The organism is Vibrio sonorensis (assembly GCF_001854765.1).
In the GTDB taxonomy this organism is placed as follows: Bacteria; Pseudomonadota; Gammaproteobacteria; order Enterobacterales; family Vibrionaceae; genus Vibrio; species Vibrio sonorensis.
Genome location: NZ_LJJE01000002.1, coordinates 225,044 through 244,305 on the forward strand (window position 1 = coordinate 225,044; position 19,262 = coordinate 244,305).

Annotated in this window: 19 protein-coding genes and 3 pseudogenes; 18 read left to right on the forward strand and 4 right to left on the reverse strand. The window is 45.2% G+C overall.

Features of this window, described 5'->3' with window-relative positions; all coding sequences use genetic code 11:
- The first annotated feature begins 59 nt into the window (after window positions 1–59).
- Window positions 60–251, forward strand: coding sequence for a hypothetical protein (locus BLO31_RS01055; protein ID WP_070962485.1), 192 nt, complete (start codon window positions 60–62; stop codon window positions 249–251).
- Window positions 252–320: 69 nt separating this feature from the next.
- On the opposite strand, the gene BLO31_RS01060 is transcribed toward BLO31_RS01055, so the two are convergent.
- Window positions 321–2,006: an AMP-binding protein gene (locus tag BLO31_RS01060; protein WP_070962486.1), complete on the reverse strand. Its 1,686-nt coding sequence runs from the start codon at window positions 2,004–2,006 to the stop codon at window positions 321–323.
- A gap of 92 nt (window positions 2,007–2,098) precedes the next feature.
- Window positions 2,099–2,839, reverse strand: coding sequence for a helix-turn-helix domain-containing protein (locus tag BLO31_RS01065; RefSeq protein WP_070962487.1), 741 nt, complete (start codon window positions 2,837–2,839; stop codon window positions 2,099–2,101).
- Window positions 2,840–3,319: 480 nt separating this feature from the next.
- On the opposite strand from BLO31_RS01065, the gene BLO31_RS01070 reads away from it, so the two are divergent.
- From BLO31_RS01070 to BLO31_RS01135, 16 genes and pseudogenes are all read left to right on the forward strand, one after another.
- Window positions 3,320–3,493 carry a Flp family type IVb pilin gene (locus BLO31_RS01070; protein ID WP_070962488.1) on the forward strand — a complete coding sequence of 58 codons (174 nt, stop codon included), beginning with the start codon at window positions 3,320–3,322 and terminating at the stop codon, window positions 3,491–3,493.
- Between the two features lie 93 nt (window positions 3,494–3,586).
- Window positions 3,587–3,742: a Flp family type IVb pilin gene (locus BLO31_RS23685; protein WP_175443151.1), complete on the forward strand. Its 156-nt coding sequence runs from the start codon at window positions 3,587–3,589 to the stop codon at window positions 3,740–3,742.
- Between the two features lie 48 nt (window positions 3,743–3,790).
- Window positions 3,791–4,303 carry an A24 family peptidase gene (locus BLO31_RS01075; protein WP_070962489.1) on the forward strand — a complete coding sequence of 171 codons (513 nt, stop codon included), beginning with the start codon at window positions 3,791–3,793 and terminating at the stop codon, window positions 4,301–4,303.
- Between the two features lie 12 nt (window positions 4,304–4,315).
- Complete coding sequence (locus BLO31_RS01080; protein WP_070962490.1) at window positions 4,316–5,665, forward strand: AAA family ATPase; 1,350 nt, start codon at window positions 4,316–4,318, stop codon at window positions 5,663–5,665.
- The gene (gene cpaB, locus BLO31_RS01085) at window positions 5,662–6,405 is read left to right on the forward strand and encodes a Flp pilus assembly protein CpaB (RefSeq protein WP_070962491.1); all 744 of its coding nucleotides are present in this window, start codon (window positions 5,662–5,664) and stop codon (window positions 6,403–6,405) included. The genes BLO31_RS01080 and cpaB overlap by 4 nt, the downstream gene beginning before the upstream one ends.
- Window positions 6,406–6,413: 8 nt before the next feature.
- A complete protein-coding gene (locus BLO31_RS01090) occupies window positions 6,414–7,895 on the forward strand; it encodes a type II and III secretion system protein family protein (protein ID WP_070962492.1) in 1,482 nt (493 codons plus the stop codon).
- A gap of 9 nt (window positions 7,896–7,904) precedes the next feature.
- Window positions 7,905–8,171, forward strand: coding sequence for a hypothetical protein (locus BLO31_RS01095; protein WP_070962493.1), 267 nt, complete (start codon window positions 7,905–7,907; stop codon window positions 8,169–8,171).
- An 11-nt stretch (window positions 8,172–8,182) separates the two neighbouring features.
- Window positions 8,183–9,393 (forward strand): annotated as a pseudogene (locus tag BLO31_RS01100) (pilus assembly protein TadG-related protein).
- On the forward strand, window positions 9,390–9,500 hold the full coding sequence (locus tag BLO31_RS24190) for a TadE/TadG family type IV pilus assembly protein (protein ID WP_245688336.1): 111 nt from the start codon (window positions 9,390–9,392) through the stop codon (window positions 9,498–9,500). The pseudogene BLO31_RS01100 and the gene BLO31_RS24190 overlap by 4 nt, the downstream one beginning before the upstream one ends.
- Window positions 9,497–9,817 (forward strand): pilus assembly protein, encoded by a 321-nt coding sequence (locus tag BLO31_RS01105; protein ID WP_245688337.1) that lies wholly within the window; start codon window positions 9,497–9,499, stop codon window positions 9,815–9,817. The genes BLO31_RS24190 and BLO31_RS01105 overlap by 4 nt, the downstream gene beginning before the upstream one ends.
- On the forward strand, window positions 9,814–10,302 hold the full coding sequence (locus tag BLO31_RS01110) for a TadE/TadG family type IV pilus assembly protein (RefSeq protein WP_070962494.1): 489 nt from the start codon (window positions 9,814–9,816) through the stop codon (window positions 10,300–10,302). The genes BLO31_RS01105 and BLO31_RS01110 overlap by 4 nt, the downstream gene beginning before the upstream one ends.
- Before the next feature lie 9 nt (window positions 10,303–10,311).
- A complete protein-coding gene (locus BLO31_RS01115; protein ID WP_070962495.1) occupies window positions 10,312–11,532 on the forward strand; it encodes an AAA family ATPase in 1,221 nt (406 codons plus the stop codon).
- A gap of 16 nt (window positions 11,533–11,548) precedes the next feature.
- Window positions 11,549–13,027, forward strand: a complete 1,479-nt coding sequence (locus BLO31_RS01120) for an ATPase, T2SS/T4P/T4SS family (protein WP_070962496.1) — start codon at window positions 11,549–11,551, stop codon at window positions 13,025–13,027.
- 11 nt (window positions 13,028–13,038) lie between these two features.
- Window positions 13,039–14,007 (forward strand): type II secretion system F family protein, encoded by a 969-nt coding sequence (locus BLO31_RS01125; protein WP_070962497.1) that lies wholly within the window; start codon window positions 13,039–13,041, stop codon window positions 14,005–14,007.
- A gap of 1 nt (window position 14,008) precedes the next feature.
- A complete protein-coding gene (locus tag BLO31_RS01130; RefSeq protein ID WP_070962498.1) occupies window positions 14,009–14,953 on the forward strand; it encodes a type II secretion system F family protein in 945 nt (314 codons plus the stop codon).
- Window positions 14,954–14,962: 9 nt separating this feature from the next.
- The gene (locus BLO31_RS01135; protein WP_070962499.1) at window positions 14,963–15,970 is read left to right on the forward strand and encodes a tetratricopeptide repeat protein; all 1,008 of its coding nucleotides are present in this window, start codon (window positions 14,963–14,965) and stop codon (window positions 15,968–15,970) included.
- 57 nt (window positions 15,971–16,027) lie between these two features.
- Here BLO31_RS01135 and chrA read toward each other — a convergent pair.
- Window positions 16,028–17,178 (reverse strand): annotated as a pseudogene (gene chrA / locus BLO31_RS01140) (chromate efflux transporter).
- A 107-nt stretch (window positions 17,179–17,285) separates the two neighbouring features.
- Between chrA and BLO31_RS01145 the strand changes: the two are divergent.
- Window positions 17,286–18,193 (forward strand): annotated as a pseudogene (locus tag BLO31_RS01145) (LysR family transcriptional regulator).
- A 3-nt stretch (window positions 18,194–18,196) separates the two neighbouring features.
- Here the strand turns inward: BLO31_RS01145 and BLO31_RS01150 are convergent.
- Window positions 18,197–19,096 (reverse strand): LysR family transcriptional regulator, encoded by a 900-nt coding sequence (locus tag BLO31_RS01150; protein ID WP_070962500.1) that lies wholly within the window; start codon window positions 19,094–19,096, stop codon window positions 18,197–18,199.
- Between the last annotated feature and the right edge of the window lie 166 nt (window positions 19,097–19,262).

Here is a 19,262-nt window from a genome sequence, read left to right on the forward strand (position 1 = left end):
TCATCAGTTGAATTACATAATACAAACATAAAGGAGATTAAAACAAGAGGAGATTCACTATGAGATTAGCTTTGCAGTGGGGGTTGGATATTGAATTCAACTTCAAAAATAGTAGCAAAAACTGGTCGTTTGGTACTTTTACCAAGAAAGAAGAGAACGATTCGCTTCCTCCATTAAGTGAGCACCTTAAAAAAGATCTGGGGATAAAAACGGAAATGCCTATCCGCAGCGACCACCAAAAATTCTTATAAGTGAGGTTTATGGAACGACTTCATGTAAACGGATAAAAAAAGGAGCGCTTAGCGCCCCTTTTGAGTATTTTACTCTTCCCAGACAACCAGTTTGTCTTTGGGCCAGTTTTGTCCCACGTCGTGATATTTTTGTTCTAGAACGTGGCGTTTAATCTTGAGTGTTGGTGTAAGGATACCATTTTCGATACTCCACGGATCTTTGATCATCAACACCCCTTTAATCTGTTCGTGAGATTCTAACTCAGCGTTGATTTTTGCGATTACGCGCTTAGTCGTTCTCTCATAGCGCTCGGGATCAAAGTTGGGGAAGTCGTGGGGAACGACCAATAATATCGGCGCTGGCAGGCCAAGACCAATCAGGCACATCATCTCTACTCGACTGTACTCAAAGAGCTTTTTCTCTATGGGTACAGGGCAGACAAACTTGCCTTTGGCCGTTTTAAAGTTATCTTTCTTACGTCCCTGAATAGTCAGGTAGCCGTCACTATCGAGAAAACCGATATCACCTGTGTGAAGCCAGCCTTCTGTATCAAACGCTTCCTGAGTGGCAATGTCGTTTTTGTAGTAACCGGAAAAAAGGCCTCGGCTACGAACCATTATTTCGTCGTCATTAGCAATCTTAAGTTCAATACCTGGGCCCGCATTGCCAACCGTACCAATTTTGTCAGCTCGGAAGGGATGATTGAGCGTGGTGTAGGCAAAGCCTTCTGTCATTCCCCAAGCTTCAGTGATGTTGAGGCCAACACTGTGATACCAATCCAGCAAAGCAGGTGATACAGGGGCCGAGCCGCATCCTAATACACGCGCCTTGTTTAGGCCCAAGCCGTCGGCGAGTTTCTTTTTAATCAGTGAGTTAACAAACGGAATTTTAAGAAGAATATTGAGCTTTTTCTGCGGCAGTTTGTCCTGAATCCTCTGTTGGAAAAGTGTCCATAAACGAGGAACCGATATAAATAGAGTAGGGCGCTGCATTTTGACGTCTTCGATAAAAGTATCGAGGGATTCAGGGAACGCGGTTTGAACCCCGCCCATTATTGAAGAGCCAAAGATATAGACGCGTTCGGTAATATGTGCCAAGGGCAGATAAGAAAAAAGTCTGTCTTGCGCTTCAATGCCAATGTGGTCAATTAACTGTTTTACCGACCAACAAAATGCGCCGTAAGTGAGCATTGCACCTTTTGGTAAACCTGAAGTGCCCGAGGTGTATACCAGTGACATAAGCTTGTCGTCGTAATGCTGGGGGCGTTCACTGCTGGGTTCTGATTGGGCGATCAAGGTTGTGAACTCGTGCTGACAGCTTGGCGCCGAGTGATAGGGCAGTGAAACCGTAATTAAATCTTCAAGTTTCTCAATCACTTGTTGGGTGGCAGCGGCATCATCTAACTTGCCGCCTATCAATACTTTACTGCCACTGTGAGTCAGACAATACTCAATGGTATCAGCACCAGCGGTGGGGAAGATAGGGACACTGACATAGTCACCGAGCATCATTGCCAAATCGCAGATAAACCATTCGGCACAGTTTTTGGAAATAAGCGCCACCTTATCACCGGGTTCGATCCCAAGCTTTCTTAAAGCCGATACCAACTTTAATGCGGTATCGGCAACTTCGTCATAGGTGTATTCGACAAACTGTCTGTTAATAATTTGTTTCAGGTAGACGTCGTCGGGCCGTTCTTCGGCCCATTTTAAGATCATTTCGTTTGGTGTAGGGAGAGCACAGTTAGGTTTGCTTAACTCATGAGGCTGAATCATTCTCTAACTCCGTGTTATTGGTAATATAATTATTGTTAAATTCTTGTTAACTCTAGCAGCTATAAGGTAAGCGGGAAAGGGAAAAATATCAGTTAATGTAACTGTCGGTAGACCGCAGGAGTGAGCCCTGTTTTCTTTTTAAAGATACGCGAAAAGTAAGAAACGTCTTTATAGCCACAGCTAAATGCAATAACTGCGATTTTGGCTTTTCTATCGTCGAGCAGCATCTGTTTGGCCATGCCGATTCTTTTGCTGGTTAGGTAGTCGCGAAAACTCATACCGACCGAGCGGTGGAAGAGCTTAGAAAAGTAGGTAACGGAATAGTGGCAATAATCGGCGATATCCTCCTCGCGGATGGTTTTTGACAAGTTGTTTTCTATGTATTTAAGGATCTCCAATAAATCCTTACTGATGTTCTGATCATCCAAGATCGTTTTGTTTTTATGGATATCAACAATCTCTTTGTGATCAACAAGGTGAAAGTGGATGCTGTTACTCAACTTCGCAGCCCAATCTGAGATATCGCCCTCTTCAAGATCGAAGTGGTCGAAAACTACACTTAACTGTTCGAGATCCTCGGCCAATTCACCTTTGTGAATAATGACCAGTTTTCTGTTTAAGTTTTGGCAAAGCTTTATCGCGGTTAATAAAAGAGGAGGGTGACTTTGGCGATCAATAAAGAAGAAGCAAAACCGAATGTCGGGTTCACTTAATACCGAAACGTCATGACCGTTCTCGATAATATGGAAGTATTTCTCTAATTGAAACAAGGTGTCTCTAGGGATAAAGGATATTGACTGCCCTATCCAGTACCCCTTGTGTAAAACATCCATATTGCTAGATCCCTTTAGCTAGGAAAGTTGTACTAATAAAAGCCTAGAACAGGCGACAAGCAGTGTAAAACGTCAATAGCGAATGGATTTAATAATTCTATTTGATAATTTTCTTTTTATATGGATTTTTTTATGGGATCGAGATCAAACAAATTCATCCATTTCACGCTGTCAAGTTTCAAAATTGAGACTTGAGATAAATGGTGATTATAGAAAATATTTCGACAGAATTTATTTGTCTAATTGTTTAAATAAAAAGAAATAACTGTTTTTGCACTGAAATTGTATGCTTAGTTAATATTAAGGTTTTGTGACAATTATTCTGTAATTTTTATTGTTTATTAAAGTAAATATTCAAGTTTTTTAGAGCAAAAAAGTACAAAAGATGGACAAAACAATCCTAACCATACTGTCAATAAATCTCTAGATTAATAGTTAAGCAATGACATTGAGATTGCGAATCTGGAAGGAGACCAAGGTATGAACAAATTTATGCAAAACATGAAAGCTTTTATGGCTGACGAAGAAGGTTTGACTGTAGTTGAGTACGTTGTAGGCGCAGGTCTACTAGTTATTGCACTAGGTACAGTATTTAGCCAATGGGGAACAACAATTTCAACAGAACTATCTAGCGTATTTGGTTCGTCAAGCTAAGCCCCCATCAAAGCGGCGAGATGCCCACAAGAACACAAAACCCATGTACAAGGTCTATACTTGCATGGGTTTCGTTTTTTGGGGTAGACAGGTATGTGGAAAGCACTTGTTACTTTTATAAAAGATGAGCAAGGCCTAACAGTGGTGGAGTACGTGATTAGCTCTGCGCTGCTGGTGGTTGTGCTGTCTGGCGTATTTGCTGTCCTACAAGACGAGTTGGTCGCTACATTTACCTCTGCCTTTAATTGAATATCTTGACTACGCTTTATTTATGCATGCGTTTTTGGAGCCTTGGTCATGGTGTTTCTCGTCTGGTTTGTACTATTACTAATAGCCGTTTCAGATGCCAGAGAGCATCGCATCCCTAACGTACTAGTACTTCTCTTAATTCTTTCAGGCCTAGCTTATCAATGGAGTCTCACCTCCAGTTGGTACGATTTATCTATCGCGTTAGCCAGTGGTTTAGCTCTATTTTGCATTGGTTTGCTATTCCATTTGGCAAAAGTGATGGCTCCAGGGGATGTAAAGCTTTTTGCCGGAGTTGGCGTTTTTATCGGTTGGCAACAATTCTTGGGCTTTGCGTATTGGTTGGCAGTGGCCAGCGTGTTAATTGGCGTGTTTGTTTTGCTCTATCACGTCTCTCAGCGACCAGAGATAGTGAGAAGTACCATAAATCGCTATCGAGGCGTGGTAGAAGTTGAAAGAAAAGAGAATGATTTTGCACCGAAAGTGGGATCTTCTTCTAAACTTAGAATGCCGTTTGCACCAATAGTCGTAATTGCTCTCGCGATGAATAACTACTTTGGATGACAAGGAGTCACCATGGCAACAGAGGCAAGTGAAGGAAAATTTCGCGATGTTCTGACACCACAAGCTGACGCACCTAAAGTTCCTACTTCTTTTGAAGATCTTAAGGTGCCAAAGGTTGTAGTGGAAAACCTTTTGATTAAGCAAATAGCGGCCTATCCCAAATCTGATATCGTGCAGTTAACGCGTTCCATGTGTATTAACAGCCACTTGATTGAAGATTTGATCATGGGGCTGCGTAAAAAGTCCTTGGTGGAAGTCTTTCAAGCGGAGCCCTCAACTTATGGAGGGGGAAAAAATAGTGGGCATGTACGTTACGCTCTTTCTGAGCAAGGTATGCAGGAGGCAGATGTCGCTTTTGCTAAAGACGCTTACCTCGGTCCGACGCCCGTTTCTCTCGATGACTACGACGCTATGGTCAAAGCACAAGACGTTCGAGCAAAAGTCGTCACCAAAGAAGATGTTACTCACGCGCTTCGCGAGGTGTACGGCGCACAACGTATGATTGGTGTGCTCGGGCCCGCCATTAACTCTGGCCGAGCGCTGCTTTTATACGGTGATGCAGGCACAGGTAAAACCTTTGTCGCCACTCGTATCCTCAACTCCCTCAATACGTCGGTCTACATCCCATACTCCGTTTATGCCGCAGGTAACATTGTCAAAGTCTATACCCAACAGCACCATAAAAAGGTGGCTGGGCAAGAAAATCGCAGCATCGCTTTCAAAGAGCAGTTTGACCCCCGCTGGGTGTTGTGTGAGCGCCCAAATATTCAAGTGGGCGGTGAATTGACTATGGATATGTTGGAAGTCAACCACACGGAACACAATCGAGTGTGGATGGCACCTCTGCAAATGATGGCCAACAACGGTATTTTTATTATCGACGATTTGGGCCGTCAACCTATGCCAGTGGCGACCTTACTCAATCGTTGGATCGTTCCTATGGAATACTTTTTTGACCATTTAGCCCTGCCAAACGGTCAGCAAATCACTATTCCCTTTATTCTCACCCTAGCCTTTTCTACGAACTTAGATCCGGAAAAGATCAGTGATCCGGCGTTTTTAAGAAGGCTGGGGTACAAAATACAGTTTTACCCACTTCAAGATCACGAATACCAAGCCTTGTGGGAAAAACTGGCCGCAGGTCGCAACTTGGCGATTGACGGCGAAACATTTGAATCACTTTACGGATTACATCGTCAGCACAACGTGGGTTTTTACCCTTGCTTACCCAAAGATATTGTAGGGATCAGTCGCGACATTATTGCTTTTGAAGACGTTGCCCCAGTTATTACTCCACAAATCTTAAGCCGTGCATGGGAAGTGTACTTTACCGCTGACGGCAAAGGAGGAGGAGCACGATGAGTCGAAACCAAGTAATTTTACTCTTCTTACTATCGGTTATCTTCGGTTTGGGGGCGGTATTTTTTGCCAAGCAGTGGATGGACAGTCAGGTACAACCGACAGTAGAAGTGGAAGTGGTGGAGCGAGAGCCAGTAGTGGTGGCAGCGCTTGAGATCACCGCGGGCAGTGTGATTGAACAGCAACACATTAGTACTAAGTTGCTGGAAAAAGATTGGCGAGACGATAACCAATACACCAGTGAAGAAGAGTTGTTGGGTCAAGTGGTCGCCAATACCATTTACGCGGGTGAAATTATCACGGTGCAAAGGCTATCTAACCCCGGTGAAGGTTCAACATTGGCCGCCTTAATTCCTGAAAATAAACGTGCGGTGACCATTCGAGTGGACGATGTTATCGGGGTTGCGGGCTTTTTGCTACCCGGAAATAAAGTGGACGTTTTGAACACGGTGAAATACAGCGAAACATCGGCAAATACCGTGACCGTGCTGAAAGACATTAAGGTTCTCGCGGTAGACCAAACCGCCAAAACGAAAGAAAACAAACCAGTAATTGTTCGCGCAGTGACATTAGAAGTCACTCCGAAAGATGCGGAGAAATTGCTGACCGCCAGAAGTCGGGGGGATATTCAACTTACCCTCAGAAACCCTTATGAGGAAGAGAAAGTCGTCAAACGCTATGTAGCGCCTAGCGTGACTATAATTAAAGGGACAGAGTCTTCCAAAATTCGAGTCAAGGATTGAGGTGAATTATGAAAAGAATAATGGTCACACTCGCCCTGTTTTTAATTAGCAGTGTTGGAGCGTCTTTTATTGCTGTTGCAGCGACTCAAAGTAGCAAGGTCGTTACGGTTGCGCAGCATAAATCAACCCATGTAACCCTTTCAGGTAAAGCCAAACGCGTCTCTTTAGGAGATCCTGAAGTCCTCGATATTGTGATACTCAAATCCGATGAAGTGTTCCTTATTGGTAAAAAATTGGGGTCAACAAACTTGATGGCATGGAACAGTCGCGGGCAGTTGATCGAATCGATCAACATAGAAGTTACCCATGATCTAAATAGTTTAAAAGCCAAGCTCTACGAGTTTTTACCCGATGAGGTGATAGAAGTGCACAGTGCTCAAAATCGCTTAATTTTAAGTGGTCAAGTGAGCAATCAAGCCAGCATGAATATTGCGTTGCGCGTAGCTGAAACCTATACCGCAGGGGAAGCGGCAGACGAAAGCAATAAGTCGCTGAGTGAGCAAACCGACAAAACGGGTGTTATTAACTTAATGACCATTGGCGGGGCTCAGCAGGTAATGTTAGAAGTGACGGTTGCAGAGGTGCAACGCAGCTTGGTTAGAAAGTTTGATTCTAACTTCCACTTCTTTGAAACCAATGGCAAATTTGGTTTTGGTGGTACTTCAGCAGGAGCAAGAATCGATAACCTAACCGCGGGTGGTATCGGTCCTATCTTCAATGCCCCTAGTATCGAAGAGACGGGCTTCCTCAGTACCTTTATCGACGGTGACACCTTGTTCACCTTTGCTCTGGATATCGCTAAGCAAAATGGGGCTGCCAAAGTTTTAGCCGAACCTAATTTGACCGCACTAAGTGGTGCTAAAGCAGAATTTTTAGCTGGTGGTGAGTTCCCAATACCTGTGCCTGATCGCGATGGCATTACGATCGAATACAAAGAGTACGGTGTGGGCTTGAAGTTTATCCCCACCATCATTAGCGATCAGCAAATCAATCTAAACCTTGCCGTAGATGTGAGTGAGATCGCCAACACTAATTCGCTGACTCTCAATCCGGGCAACACCAATAGCACCTATGTGATCCCGCCAATTACGCGAAGAAGTGCGTCTTCAACGCTTGAGCTAGCAGACGGTCAAACCATTGGTATCGCAGGTCTGTTAAGTGAAAACGTTAGGGATATTGTCAGTGAGGTTCCCGGGTTTAGTGACATTCCAGTACTTGGCCAGTTGTTCAACAGCCAAGAGTACGTATCTGGTGAGACCGAATTGGTGATTTTGGTAACGCCAAGGCTGGCGAAACCGATCGATCGCAATCGGGTGACTCTTCCTACCGATGCGTTTGTCGAGCCAACCGACCTTGAGTACTACCTACTGGGCAAAGGGGCGTATATCGCCACTAAATCAGGTAAAGCGCCGGAAGAGCAAGCGACGGCTCATACTCAAGTACCGACCACCAAAGGTGGTTCCGAAGGTCAGTTTGGACACAGTTTATAGGAGCCAAAGATGAAAATAACAATTGTGGCCATAATCGCATTAATGCTTGGGATAGTGGGTTGTGCTGCGAACAACGACCCTCTCGGGGCGCATGTGGCAAAACTTCGCAGTGAACAAGTCAATAATCCCAATGCAAGCAGAGATAACTTAGCAGTGATCCCCATTGGTAGTGGGGAGCGGATGGAAGGTGCTTATCAAATCTACACGGGTAAACAGAGTGAGGAGTTGAAAGGCACAGATAGTCAGTTCTTAGAAGGGTTTGGTGATAGCCCTTAAGGAAGTTGAAAATGGGTCAGGCAAACAGAAAAAGCCAGAAACAGCAAAAAGGCTTAGTTTTGGTACTTACTACAGCAGCACTACTGGCGTTAATTGGTATTGCTGCATTAGCTGTCGATGTAAATCACGCCTTACTAAATAAGACGAGGTTGCAAAACGCGGTTGATGCCGCTGCATTAGCGGCCGCTATAGTTATGGATGATGGCGGTACTCGTGACCAAGGTGCGGCGGCGGCCAATGCGGCGCTCACCACTATGGCTGGTGCTTCGGGGAATGCAGAAATGGATTTCACCGGATCGACGATACAGATTCAGTTTGCCAATGACCCAACGCTTTTCCCAAGTGGGGGAGGCGATCAGTCTGGATATACCACGAGTGAAGATTCTTACATACGAGTGTTTGCCAGTGGCTATGATCTGGAAGATTTTTTTGCTGGCGCTTTTGGCTTTAACAAAGATATAGCGGCGAGTGCTGTTGCCGGTCCGAGTTCTTCTATTGATATTCTCACTAACGTGGTGCCCATTGCGGTTTGTGAAGGCGAAGACGGTGGAGCCAATGGTTACAACATAGGCCAAGTGTATGCTTTAAAACTGGCGGATCAAAATCAATCGGAAATGGGGTCGGGTAATTATCAACTGCTAGATTTTGGCTCAGGGGCTGATACGGTTCGCGAAGCGCTAGCTGGGGGTACGAAGGTACGGTTGACATAACAGAACCGGTGATTACTAAACCCGGTAATACGATTGGCCCAGTTGGACAAGGGTTAAATACTCGATTTGGCGATTACGGTGGTGCGGGCCTTAATGCTACGGATTACCCACCTGATGAATACGTATATGAACCCAATCCCAAAGCGACGTTAGATAACAACGGTGATGTTAGTTATAACGGTACTTGGGGTTATGACGACTATTTAACTTCCGTTCCTTGTAGTTCTGGCACCTACTGTACCGCGAATGGTCAGCCCAATCGAAGAATTTTACCCGTTCCCATTGTCGTTTGCTCAACAGCCAGCGGGGGAACAACCGCCTTTGATATTACGGCGATTGGCTGCTTCTTTATGTTGCAGACTGCCCCAACTTCTAATTCTGGCAAAGAGGCGGTATTTGGGGAGTTTATCGAGGATTGCACTGTAACGGGTGGAGCGCCGGGGGACGATTCCGATACCAACGGGGCGTATCGAATTGTGCTCTATAACGATCCGCTAAGGACAGAGTCATGAGATTGATACGTAAAAAAGAGCACGGTGTAGCTGCGGTTGAGTTTTTGGCAACCATACCTGTACTGCTGATTATTCTTGCTGGGATAACGGAAATAGGCAATGCATGATCCGCTACAACACTATTAATAAAATGGTGCAAAACGGGGTGAGGTACGCGACAACGGACATTACGGGAACGGCTTCATACGACACGATAGCCGATACTACCTCGATTAAAAATATGGTGGTGTATGGAAAAACCAGTGCGGGCGATACCCCTATGGTGGATGGTATGTCAACCGGTGATGTAACTGTCACTCACACCGGAGGTTACGTCACCATCACAGTAAGTCACAATTACACGCCAATCTTGAGCATACTCCCTTTTAGCAGTCAGTTTAATGTTCCATTAAACGCTTCTGCAGTGATGAGGACGGCGCCATGAGAGCTCAAAAAAGGCAAAGGGGCTTAAGTATTGTCGAGTTTACGATTGTCGCAACTGCTTTGTTAATCGTGATTTTTGGCATTATTGAGGTGGGTCGTTATGTCTATTCCCTTCAACTGATCAACGACATGACGCGATCGGCGGCGCGCCTTGCTGCGGTTTGCCGTCCGCAAGATAGAACCGATATCCCAACACTGGTTGTTCCGCCCAATGCACCGGGGGGATTTACAGCAAATAATATAGAAATCGACTATTTAGGTGTAAATGGATCAACGATTGATCTGACATCTTCCGATGCTTTTTCTAATATTAGATATGTAAGGGCAAGAGTTGTGAACTTCCAGTATCAGTTTGCAGGGCTACTTAGCTTTTTAAATGATTTAGGTTTGTTAAACATACCTGATTATGAGGCCATTAGGCCACGAGAGAACTTGGGGTTTCATCGAGGGACCGACGACAACCCCGTTGCTATTACCGATTGCTAGGAGAGGCATATGGGAGAAGCGGTGAAGTTGACAAGGAATGATGAGCACAGTCTTAGGTTAAAAACCAATCTCACCATTTGGGTGTTTTACTCAAGTGATCGCTTCCATATGCATATCACCGATGAACTCAGCAAATGTAAAAGCGTGAGTTATGAAGCGATCTCATTTCACAGCTTAGTGGTTGCAAATCTTGCTCAGTTTAATCCCCCAGATCTTATCTTTGTCGAAACCGGTCCTAACTGGGCGCAAAAAATCGTCGAGTTACAAAACTTCGAGGGCCCAACAAACACGGATGGGCATGAAGCCTCCCTTATCGTTTTTGGCAACGAAAATGACAACGGCGCACTCAAGATTGCACTTCGCATCGGTGCCGCGGATTTTGTATCAGACAAGGCTCAGTTTGAAGAGCTTGTCCCCATGCTCAAAAATGTCGCCGAAGAAAAAGTGGCCAGTCGCCACCTTGGCGAGTTGTTTGTTTTTCTCAATACCAAGGGGGGAGCTGGGGCGTCGACATTAGCGGTGAACGCCAGTATCGAAATGGCTAAGAGACACCCTGATCAAGTGTTACTTCTCGATCTCGATCTTCAGTTTGGGGTCGTTGATGATTACCTCAATGTCTCCTCTCCCTATAGTCTTGCCGATGCCATTGCGCATGTGAGCGATTTGGACGAAATTTCTTTAAATAGTTTTGTCACCAAGCACCCAAGTGGTCTACATGTACTAGGCTTTAAACATGAGAACACACACGATAATTACGATAAAGCGCATCACCTAAACAAGTTGTTACCCATGCTTAGAGAGTTTTATCCCTATGTGATTGTGGATTTGTCCCGGGGACTCGATCGTCTGTTTGCATCTGTTTTAGCGCCTGCGTCAAAAGTGTTTCTTATTACTCAGCAAAATTTGGTGGCGATAAAAAACACCACCAGAATTGCAAAAATGTTGGCGTTCGAGTTTGGTATTAACAAAGAACAATTAGAAGTGATTGTTAATCGATATGAAAAAAGACAATCGATAAAGATTAAAGATATAGAAGAGACCGTTGGCGGTGTAGCAGTGCACATGATTCCCAATGACTTTAAGGTCGCAATTGAAAGTGCCAACTTAGGCAGGCCATTTGCGGAAGGGAAGCAAAATAGTCCGATTGCAAAATCTGTCCTGAAGTTTGCCAACACATTAATGCCAGAAGTTGAAGTGAAAAAAGGCTGGTTAAAACGTCTGTTCTCCTGATGACTAGGGGTAAAACATGTTCTTCAAGCGCAAGAATCTCAATCCAGAGTTACAAGAAAAGCTAGCGGCGAGTGATCAAGCTGAAGCCGTGCAAGCCCGTTCAGCTATCGAATCACTCTCTTCGGAACCCGCATCAGAGGGAGACGCTGACTCGGCGGCGAAGCAGCAAAAACAGATGGAAGCTGAAGCGAAAGAGCAAGCGGTAGAAGATGCGAGAAAACAGTTAGAGCAAGAGTTGGATATTAAACACTACTACCACCAACGCTTGTTAGAGACCCTTGACTTGGGACTTTTGTCAAGTTTAGACGAAGACACTGCCAAGAAAGATCTGCACGATGCCATTGTTCAACTGATGGCCGATGATCAAACTCACGCTCTCAGTGGAGAAGGTCGCAAAAGGGTCATTCGCCAAATTGAAGACGAAGTGTTTGGATTGGGGCCACTAGAGCCATTGCTTCACGACTCAACAGTATCAGATATTCTTGTCAATGGGCCGAAAAGCGTGTTTGTGGAAAGAAGGGGTAAGCTCGAAAAAACGCCCTATACCTTCCTTGATGATAGGCATCTTAGAAACATTATTGATCGCATTGTTAGCCAAGTGGGGCGTCGTATCGATGAAGCTTCACCTATGGTCGATGCGAGGTTGATTGATGGCTCCCGTGTTAATGCCATTATTCCACCTCTGGCCTTGGATGGGCCTTCGGTATCCATTCGTCGCTTTGCCGTCGATAAACTTACTATGGATAACTTACTGGGTTACAACTCCTTGTCTGAACAGATGGCAAAGTTTGTCGAAGCTGCGGTGAAAGGGGAGATGAATATCCTGATAGCAGGTGGTACAGGTTCAGGTAAAACCACAACGCTGAATATTTTCTCAGGATTCATTCCCAGTGATGACCGAATCATCACCATCGAGGACTCAGCGGAGCTGCAACTTCAACAGCCCCATGTCGTTCGCTTGGAAACACGCCCTGCTAACCTCGAAGGCAAAGGGGAGATTACACAGCGAGATTTGGTGAAAAACTCACTTCGTATGCGCCCCGACCGAATTGTACTTGGGGAGGTGCGTGGCGCGGAGGCCGTCGATATGCTGGCTGCGATGAACACAGGTCACGATGGCTCATTAGCAACCATTCACGCCAATACGCCAAGGGATGCGCTTAGCCGTGTGGAAAACATGTTTGCCATGGCTGGCTGGAACATATCAACCAAAAACTTACGCGCTCAGATTGCGTCAGCGATCCACTTAGTGGTGCAAATGGAAAGGCAAGAAGATGGCCGTCGTCGCATGGTGAGCATCTCAGAGATTAATGGCATGGAAGGCGAGATTATTACCATGTCAGAAATATTCCGCTTTCAAAGACAGAAGATGGATGAAGAAGGCAACGTAATTGGATATTACACGGCGACGGGAGTTATTCCGGGCTGTCATGACCAGTTGTCTAAACGCGGTCTCCACCTGCCGTTTGAAATTTTTAACGAGACATTTCAATAGAGGGCAGGGACATGTTTGAAGACGCGACTCTCTTTTTTATCTTACTCTTTTTTGCTGTACTGTTTATTTCGCAGGCGTTAATACTGCCCGCTGCAGGCAGTAAGGCCAAGCACAAGGAGTTGTCTAAGCGACTCAAGGAAACTCAGGCCACACTTGATGAAGAGGCGCGATCTTTACTTCACGAACACTATTTGAAAAGTCTGACTCCTATCGACCGAAAACTGGTCAAAATAGGGCTTTTCTCTTCACTCAAAAAGTCCATAGAGCTGTCGGGCTTTGATTGGTCATTAAGTCAAACCCTAGCTATTACGACTGGTATTTCTGTTTCTCTCGCGCTGATCTTATTACTGCTAAAACAGCCATTTTTTGTTCCTATCGCCGCTTTTGTTGGGGTTTGGGTGATACTCCATATGTATTTGGGCAAGAAAATATCCGACCGACTATCGGCTTTTGAAGAGCAGCTACCCGATGCGTTAGATATTATGCGCCGTATGTTGCAAGCGGGTCAGCCAATTACTCAGGCATTCAATGAGGTTGGTAATGAGATGCCAGCTCCTATTGGAATAGAGTTTAAAAATACCTTTAATTTGCTCAACTTCGGCTATGACATGCGATTGGCCATAATGCAGATGGCTGAGCGAACACCGACGGTATCCATGTTGGCGTTTTCCAGTGCGGTACTCTTGCAGAAAGAGACCGGTGGTAATTTGTCTGAAAACTTAGAGAAGGTATCTCACGTATTGCGTGCCCGATTTAAGTTGGCAAGAAAGATCAAAACCATATCGGCGGAAAGTCGCTTGTCCGCTTGGATACTAGTGTTGTCACCATTTGTACTATTTGTAGTGCTCGCGTATATGCACACCGAGTACGTCAGACCTCTTTGGGAAGATCCTAGGGGGCCAACATTGGTGAGTGCAGGCATTGTCAGCCTGTTCTTTGGCTCGATATGGATTCGCAATATCATTAATTTCGAGGTGTAGTATGGACGCTATTTTAGACCTGTTCTCCTCGTTTGAGATTGATGAGCAAACCCTGTTCTTAGGCATGATCTTGGTAGCCACCATACTGATTGTGTTTAGCTTGGCTTTTATTTTGATTGGCGTTCGTTCACCGCTCAAAGATAAGCTGCTAGAAATACGCAGTGAAAGTGGTTCACAAAAGTTAAAGAAAAACCGTCGCTTAGATAATACGCTGGAATCCCTAGCGCCAATTATGGCTCCAAAGAGTTCAAAAGAGAGAGAGACGGTTCGCCACCAACTTATGCACGCGGGTTATCACGATGCCAGTGCGCTTTCTACTTACTACGCAATTAAGGGCGTTTCGTTAGTTATCGGTTTAACGATTGCAGGCTCTCTCTACTTTTTGGTTCCTGATCTAAGCAACTTGAATTTGCTGATGGCGGTATCCGTCGGTGCTGGTTTGTATGCGCCAAATGTTGGCCTTAATCGCATGGTAAAAAAACGCCAGTCCAAGTTGCGCGGTGGTGTACCGGATGCACTCGATTTACTTGTGGTGTGTACGGAATCTGGTTTGGGTTTCAATGCCGCTCTTCGCCGCGTTGCCGATGAGTTAATGATTTCACACCCAGAATTTGCCGATGAGCTCGATACGGTTTGTGCAAAGATCAAAGCGGGTATCGAAATGTCCGATGCGTTTGCCGATTTAGTAGAACGCACTGGGGTGACGGAAATCACTGGCTTGGTCAATATGCTGGCCCACGCGTCGAGAATTGGTGGCAGTATCTCGCAAACTCTCAGGGAGTATACGGAAGACTTTCGGGATCGCCGCAACCAAGAAGTCGAGGAAATTGCTGCGAAGATCCCAACTAAGATGATCTTCCCACTGTTGCTGTTTATCTGGCCATGCTTCTTCATTGTGGCTATTGGCCCCTCGCTGCTTGCTCTTTCTGCCTCTTTGGGGAAATAAGGAATTTATATGAATGGAAAACAAATAATATTGGCTACCCTTATCGCGCTCGCAGTTGCAGGATGTGCAAGCAAAGAGTCAAAGCCAGCTTTTGACTCTTCTCTGTACGACGGTAGACCCGTAGACACTCTGACCAGTGACGCACCTCCGCTTAATGAAACGGAAGCCATTACCCGAGGTGATATTGCACTGAGAAGCAATAATCTTGACCTTGCCCTATACGAATACATACGTTCGCTCTCTTTTCCTCAGGCCGAGTTTCAAGACAAAACCCTGTACAATATTGGTCGAATACATTTGGTGAGAGGTACGCCTTCACTGGCCGAAAAAGCGTTTTTGTTATCGGTGGAGAAAAACCCAAACAACGTTCAATCCTTGGAGCAGCTCGGTAGTATGTATGCTAAGGCGGGCAGTGTGGATCAAGGTGCCAGCTACTTCCGCAAGGCAATCAATGCAGATCAAATTCGCTTACAGCAGTCGGGTACGTTAAAAAAAGAAGATTTCGAAACCTTGGACAAGGTTCGCGCTTTGCCAGTAGATAACAGCTCGCCAGCGCTATCTTTTATCGGTTTGGGCATACTTGGGGATATCGACGACAAACACGATTTGGCTCAAGCCTATTTTACTCAGGCGTTGAAAATTGATAGTAAGTCGATCAAGGCACTGATCAATCTGGGTTACTCCTACTATATGAGCGGAGATTACAATACCGCTCAGCGCTTTACTTTGTCAGCGTTGGAACAGTCGCCTAATGACGAAAAAGCCCTGAACAACCTCGCTCTGATTTATCTTGGCAAAGGAGAAATTAACCGAGCGCTTAACGTGTTTAAGCAGCAGATGGAAACCCCAGAAGCGCTTAACAACATTGGTTATTTTCTTATCTTACAGGGACAAGCAGATAAGGCGGTTCCCTACCTTCAACAAGCGATTGATAAAAAACCGACCTATTACAAAATTGCCAATGAAAACTTAGAGAGAGCTCTATCTATGATTCGCGAAGAGAAAGGCAGCGAATAAGTGAAACTAAGGGAAGAAAAGGAGAGCGGCTGCTCTCCTTTTTACTATTCCTACTGTTTAGATAGGCAGCATACCACCAGTAATACCAGCAGCGACAAAGAAGAGTACCATCCAAACAATCGGCAACTTCCACTGTTTTAGTAAATAAAAGCCAACCAATACAAATGAGATATCCAGAGCACTAATTACGGCACTGCTAAACACCGGTTGGTAAAGTGCCGCTAATAGCAGGCCTACCACGGCGGCGTTAACGCCATTCATCGCACCTGCCACTTTAGGTTTTGCCGCGAGTGATTGCCAATTTTTAAGTACGCCAAGTAGGAGCAAAAAACCGGGAAGGAAGACGGCAATGGTTGCAATTAGGGCACCGGCCACTGGCGCAGATGGCAACATGACATAGCCAATATAGGTAGCAAAAGTAAACATCGGGCCAGGAACGGCTTGTGCTGCAGCATAGCCAGTCAAAAAGGCATCTTGAGATAGCTGATCGCCAACAATATTTTGCAGTAAAGGCAGAACAACATGGCCGCCCCCAAATACCAAACTACCCGCTTGAAAGAACTCACTAAATAGCGTCAGTGAAGGCAAAGCTGAAGCGAATAACGGCAATGCGAAAAGTAGCGCAACAAATAGTATCAGCGGCAATAGGGAAGGGGCAAAGGTGGCATTATCGCTGTTGGTACTTTCAGCGGTAGATATTTTATCCCCAAGAGCGCTGCGGTGAACAGCACGAACATTTGTGTGCCAATACCCGGAACGAGTAGTAAAGCGATAGCGGTTGCTACGCATAAAGAGACTGATAAGGTATTTTTGCAGAAGTTTTTGTACATGCCCCAAGTCGCATCAGCGACGACAACCACTGCGAGCAGTTTTAGACCGTGCACCACACTTTGAAACAGCGAAGTGTCGGTAAATTGGCTACTAAGTGCGGCCAGAGTCAACATGATCATAATCGAAGGCAAGGTAAAGCCGAGAAAGGCTAAGCACGCGCCAGCTAAACCGCCGCGCTTGTAACCCAATGCAAAACCTACTTGGCTAGATCCTGGCCCCGGTAAGAACTGACTCAAGGCGACAATTTGCGCGTACTCTTTATCATCCAGCCAGTTTAGCTTTTCGACAAAAGTCGTTCGGAAATACCCAATGTGAGCGGCAGGGCCACCAAAACTAATCCAGCCAAGCCAGAAAAAGGTTTTAAATATAGTCAACATAACGGCAAAGTTTACGGTTTCTCATGATTGGGTAAGTGTAGGGAATGATGTAAAATGACTCAAATTGATAGTTTTAATACTCAGTATGAATTAAACGGGATGGGCAGATGAAAGAGTTTAGTTGGAAAGGTGTTGATCTCAATCTTCTTGTCGCTTTTCAGGCATTGTATTTTCATCGCAGCGTTAGCTTGGCGGCCGATGCTTGTTTCGTCAGCCAGTCTGCCATGAGTCACACCTTACAGAGATTGAGAAATCTATTTGATGATCCTCTGTTTGAGAGGGTGGGCGCGAAGATGGAGCCTACCCAATACGCCCAAGAAATCGCTCCGCGTATTGATGGGCTTTTGGGGAGTATTAAAAATGACCTGTTGATAAAAAAACGTTTCTCTGCAGAGAGTTATGCCGGTGTGTGGAAGATTGGTTTAACCGATTATGCGGAGCAGTTATTTGCCTCTTCTTTGTATGATTCCATCAAGCAAAATTCTCCTCATTCTCAAGTCAGCTTCTACAATGTGAACCGAAGTAACTACGTCGATATCGCTGAAAGCGAAGGGTTAGATGTGGTGATAGGCAGTATAGAAAACTTGAATCGTCGATTCCTGTCTGAGCATCTTTATACTGAACAGCACTTGTGTCTGTTTGATCCGGCGATGGTTAAGACAAAACAGCCGATGAGCTAGAAGAGTTCGTAGACATTGAACACGCTCTAGTTAGCCCAGATGGCAGTCTTCAAACCCAAGTAGACAAACGTTTGGCAAAACTGGGTTACCAGAGAAGGGTCGGTGTCGCTTCACGACATTTTCTAACGGTAAGGCGATTGCTGTTGGGTCGAAAACTGCTGTGTATCGTGCCAAAGCGCTTTGCTCAGATGGAGATGTACACTCATGATCTCTATGCTATTGAAACTCCAATTGAGATACCAGACTTTGAGATCCGACTGTTGTATTTAAAAGCCGCGCAACACGAAGAAAAGAACCAGTGGATTAGAAAGATTGTCGCTTCTGTCGTGGAGTAGGGTTTAGTGACTCTTTGACTGGTGAAACCAGTTGTGAACAAAGTCGATAAATGCAGTTAGCTTAGTACTGGTTCTAAGTTGGGGCGGGTAGATAAGATAGATATTACTACTCGCGATATAGTAGTCAGATAACACTTGTACAAGTCGCCCATCTTCTAACGCCTCTTCAACCAAATAGCAGGGCAGTTTAATCAAACCTTTTCCTTTAATCGCAGCATCGAGAAGTAGTAAGTTGTCGCTGATCAGCATGTCGCCATCTGTCTCTACGTGGAGAGTTTTGCCTTGGCTTGAAAACTGCCACTTGCGCAAGTTGGGATCGGACATACAGTTGTGGTGAGCCAATTGGTCTGGGTGTGTGGGTGTGCCGTTTTTAGCAAGGTAATCAGGGGAAGCGCAGCAAAGGTGTTGATACGGCATTAACTTTTTTGCCACCATATTTTCCGGCGGCTGATTGGTCGCCCTAATTGCCAAATCAAAGTGGCTTTTTGCCAAGTCTACCCGCTGGTATCCAATATCCAAATCGAAGCTGATATTAGGATGAAGATGTTGAAACTCACAACAGATATCAACGAGGTAACGATGACTGAAAATGGTGGGGGCAGTAATTCTCAACACGCCTTCCACTTCATTTTTATTGTGGTCGAGTTCTTTTTCTAGTTCGACGATTGCAGAGTTAATGCCATTCATCTTAGCGAGGATTTTTTCTCCAGCAGCGGTGAGTCTTACGCTTCTTGTGGAGCGAATAAGTAAACTCGTTTTGAGCTCTGCTTCGAGTTGTCCTATTTGTGATGATAGATAGCTTCTCGATATACCGAGGTTTTCGGCGGCTTTTGAAAAGCTGAGTTGTTTCGCCACTTCCCCGAAAAGGACATACCTTTCAAAGCGTTTGTGCATTTTGTGCATAGTGTATTCCGTCGAGAAGCCAGTAAGAGTCCGCAATTATATCGTTCCTTATAAGAAATTAAACAGTGGTGATTGTTCGTTATAAAGAATTATCTTTTCGAGTGGGTTGGGTTAATCCTTTGCAAATGTAGGCGTATACTGCGATAGCAGAAGTGCAGTAAAACGC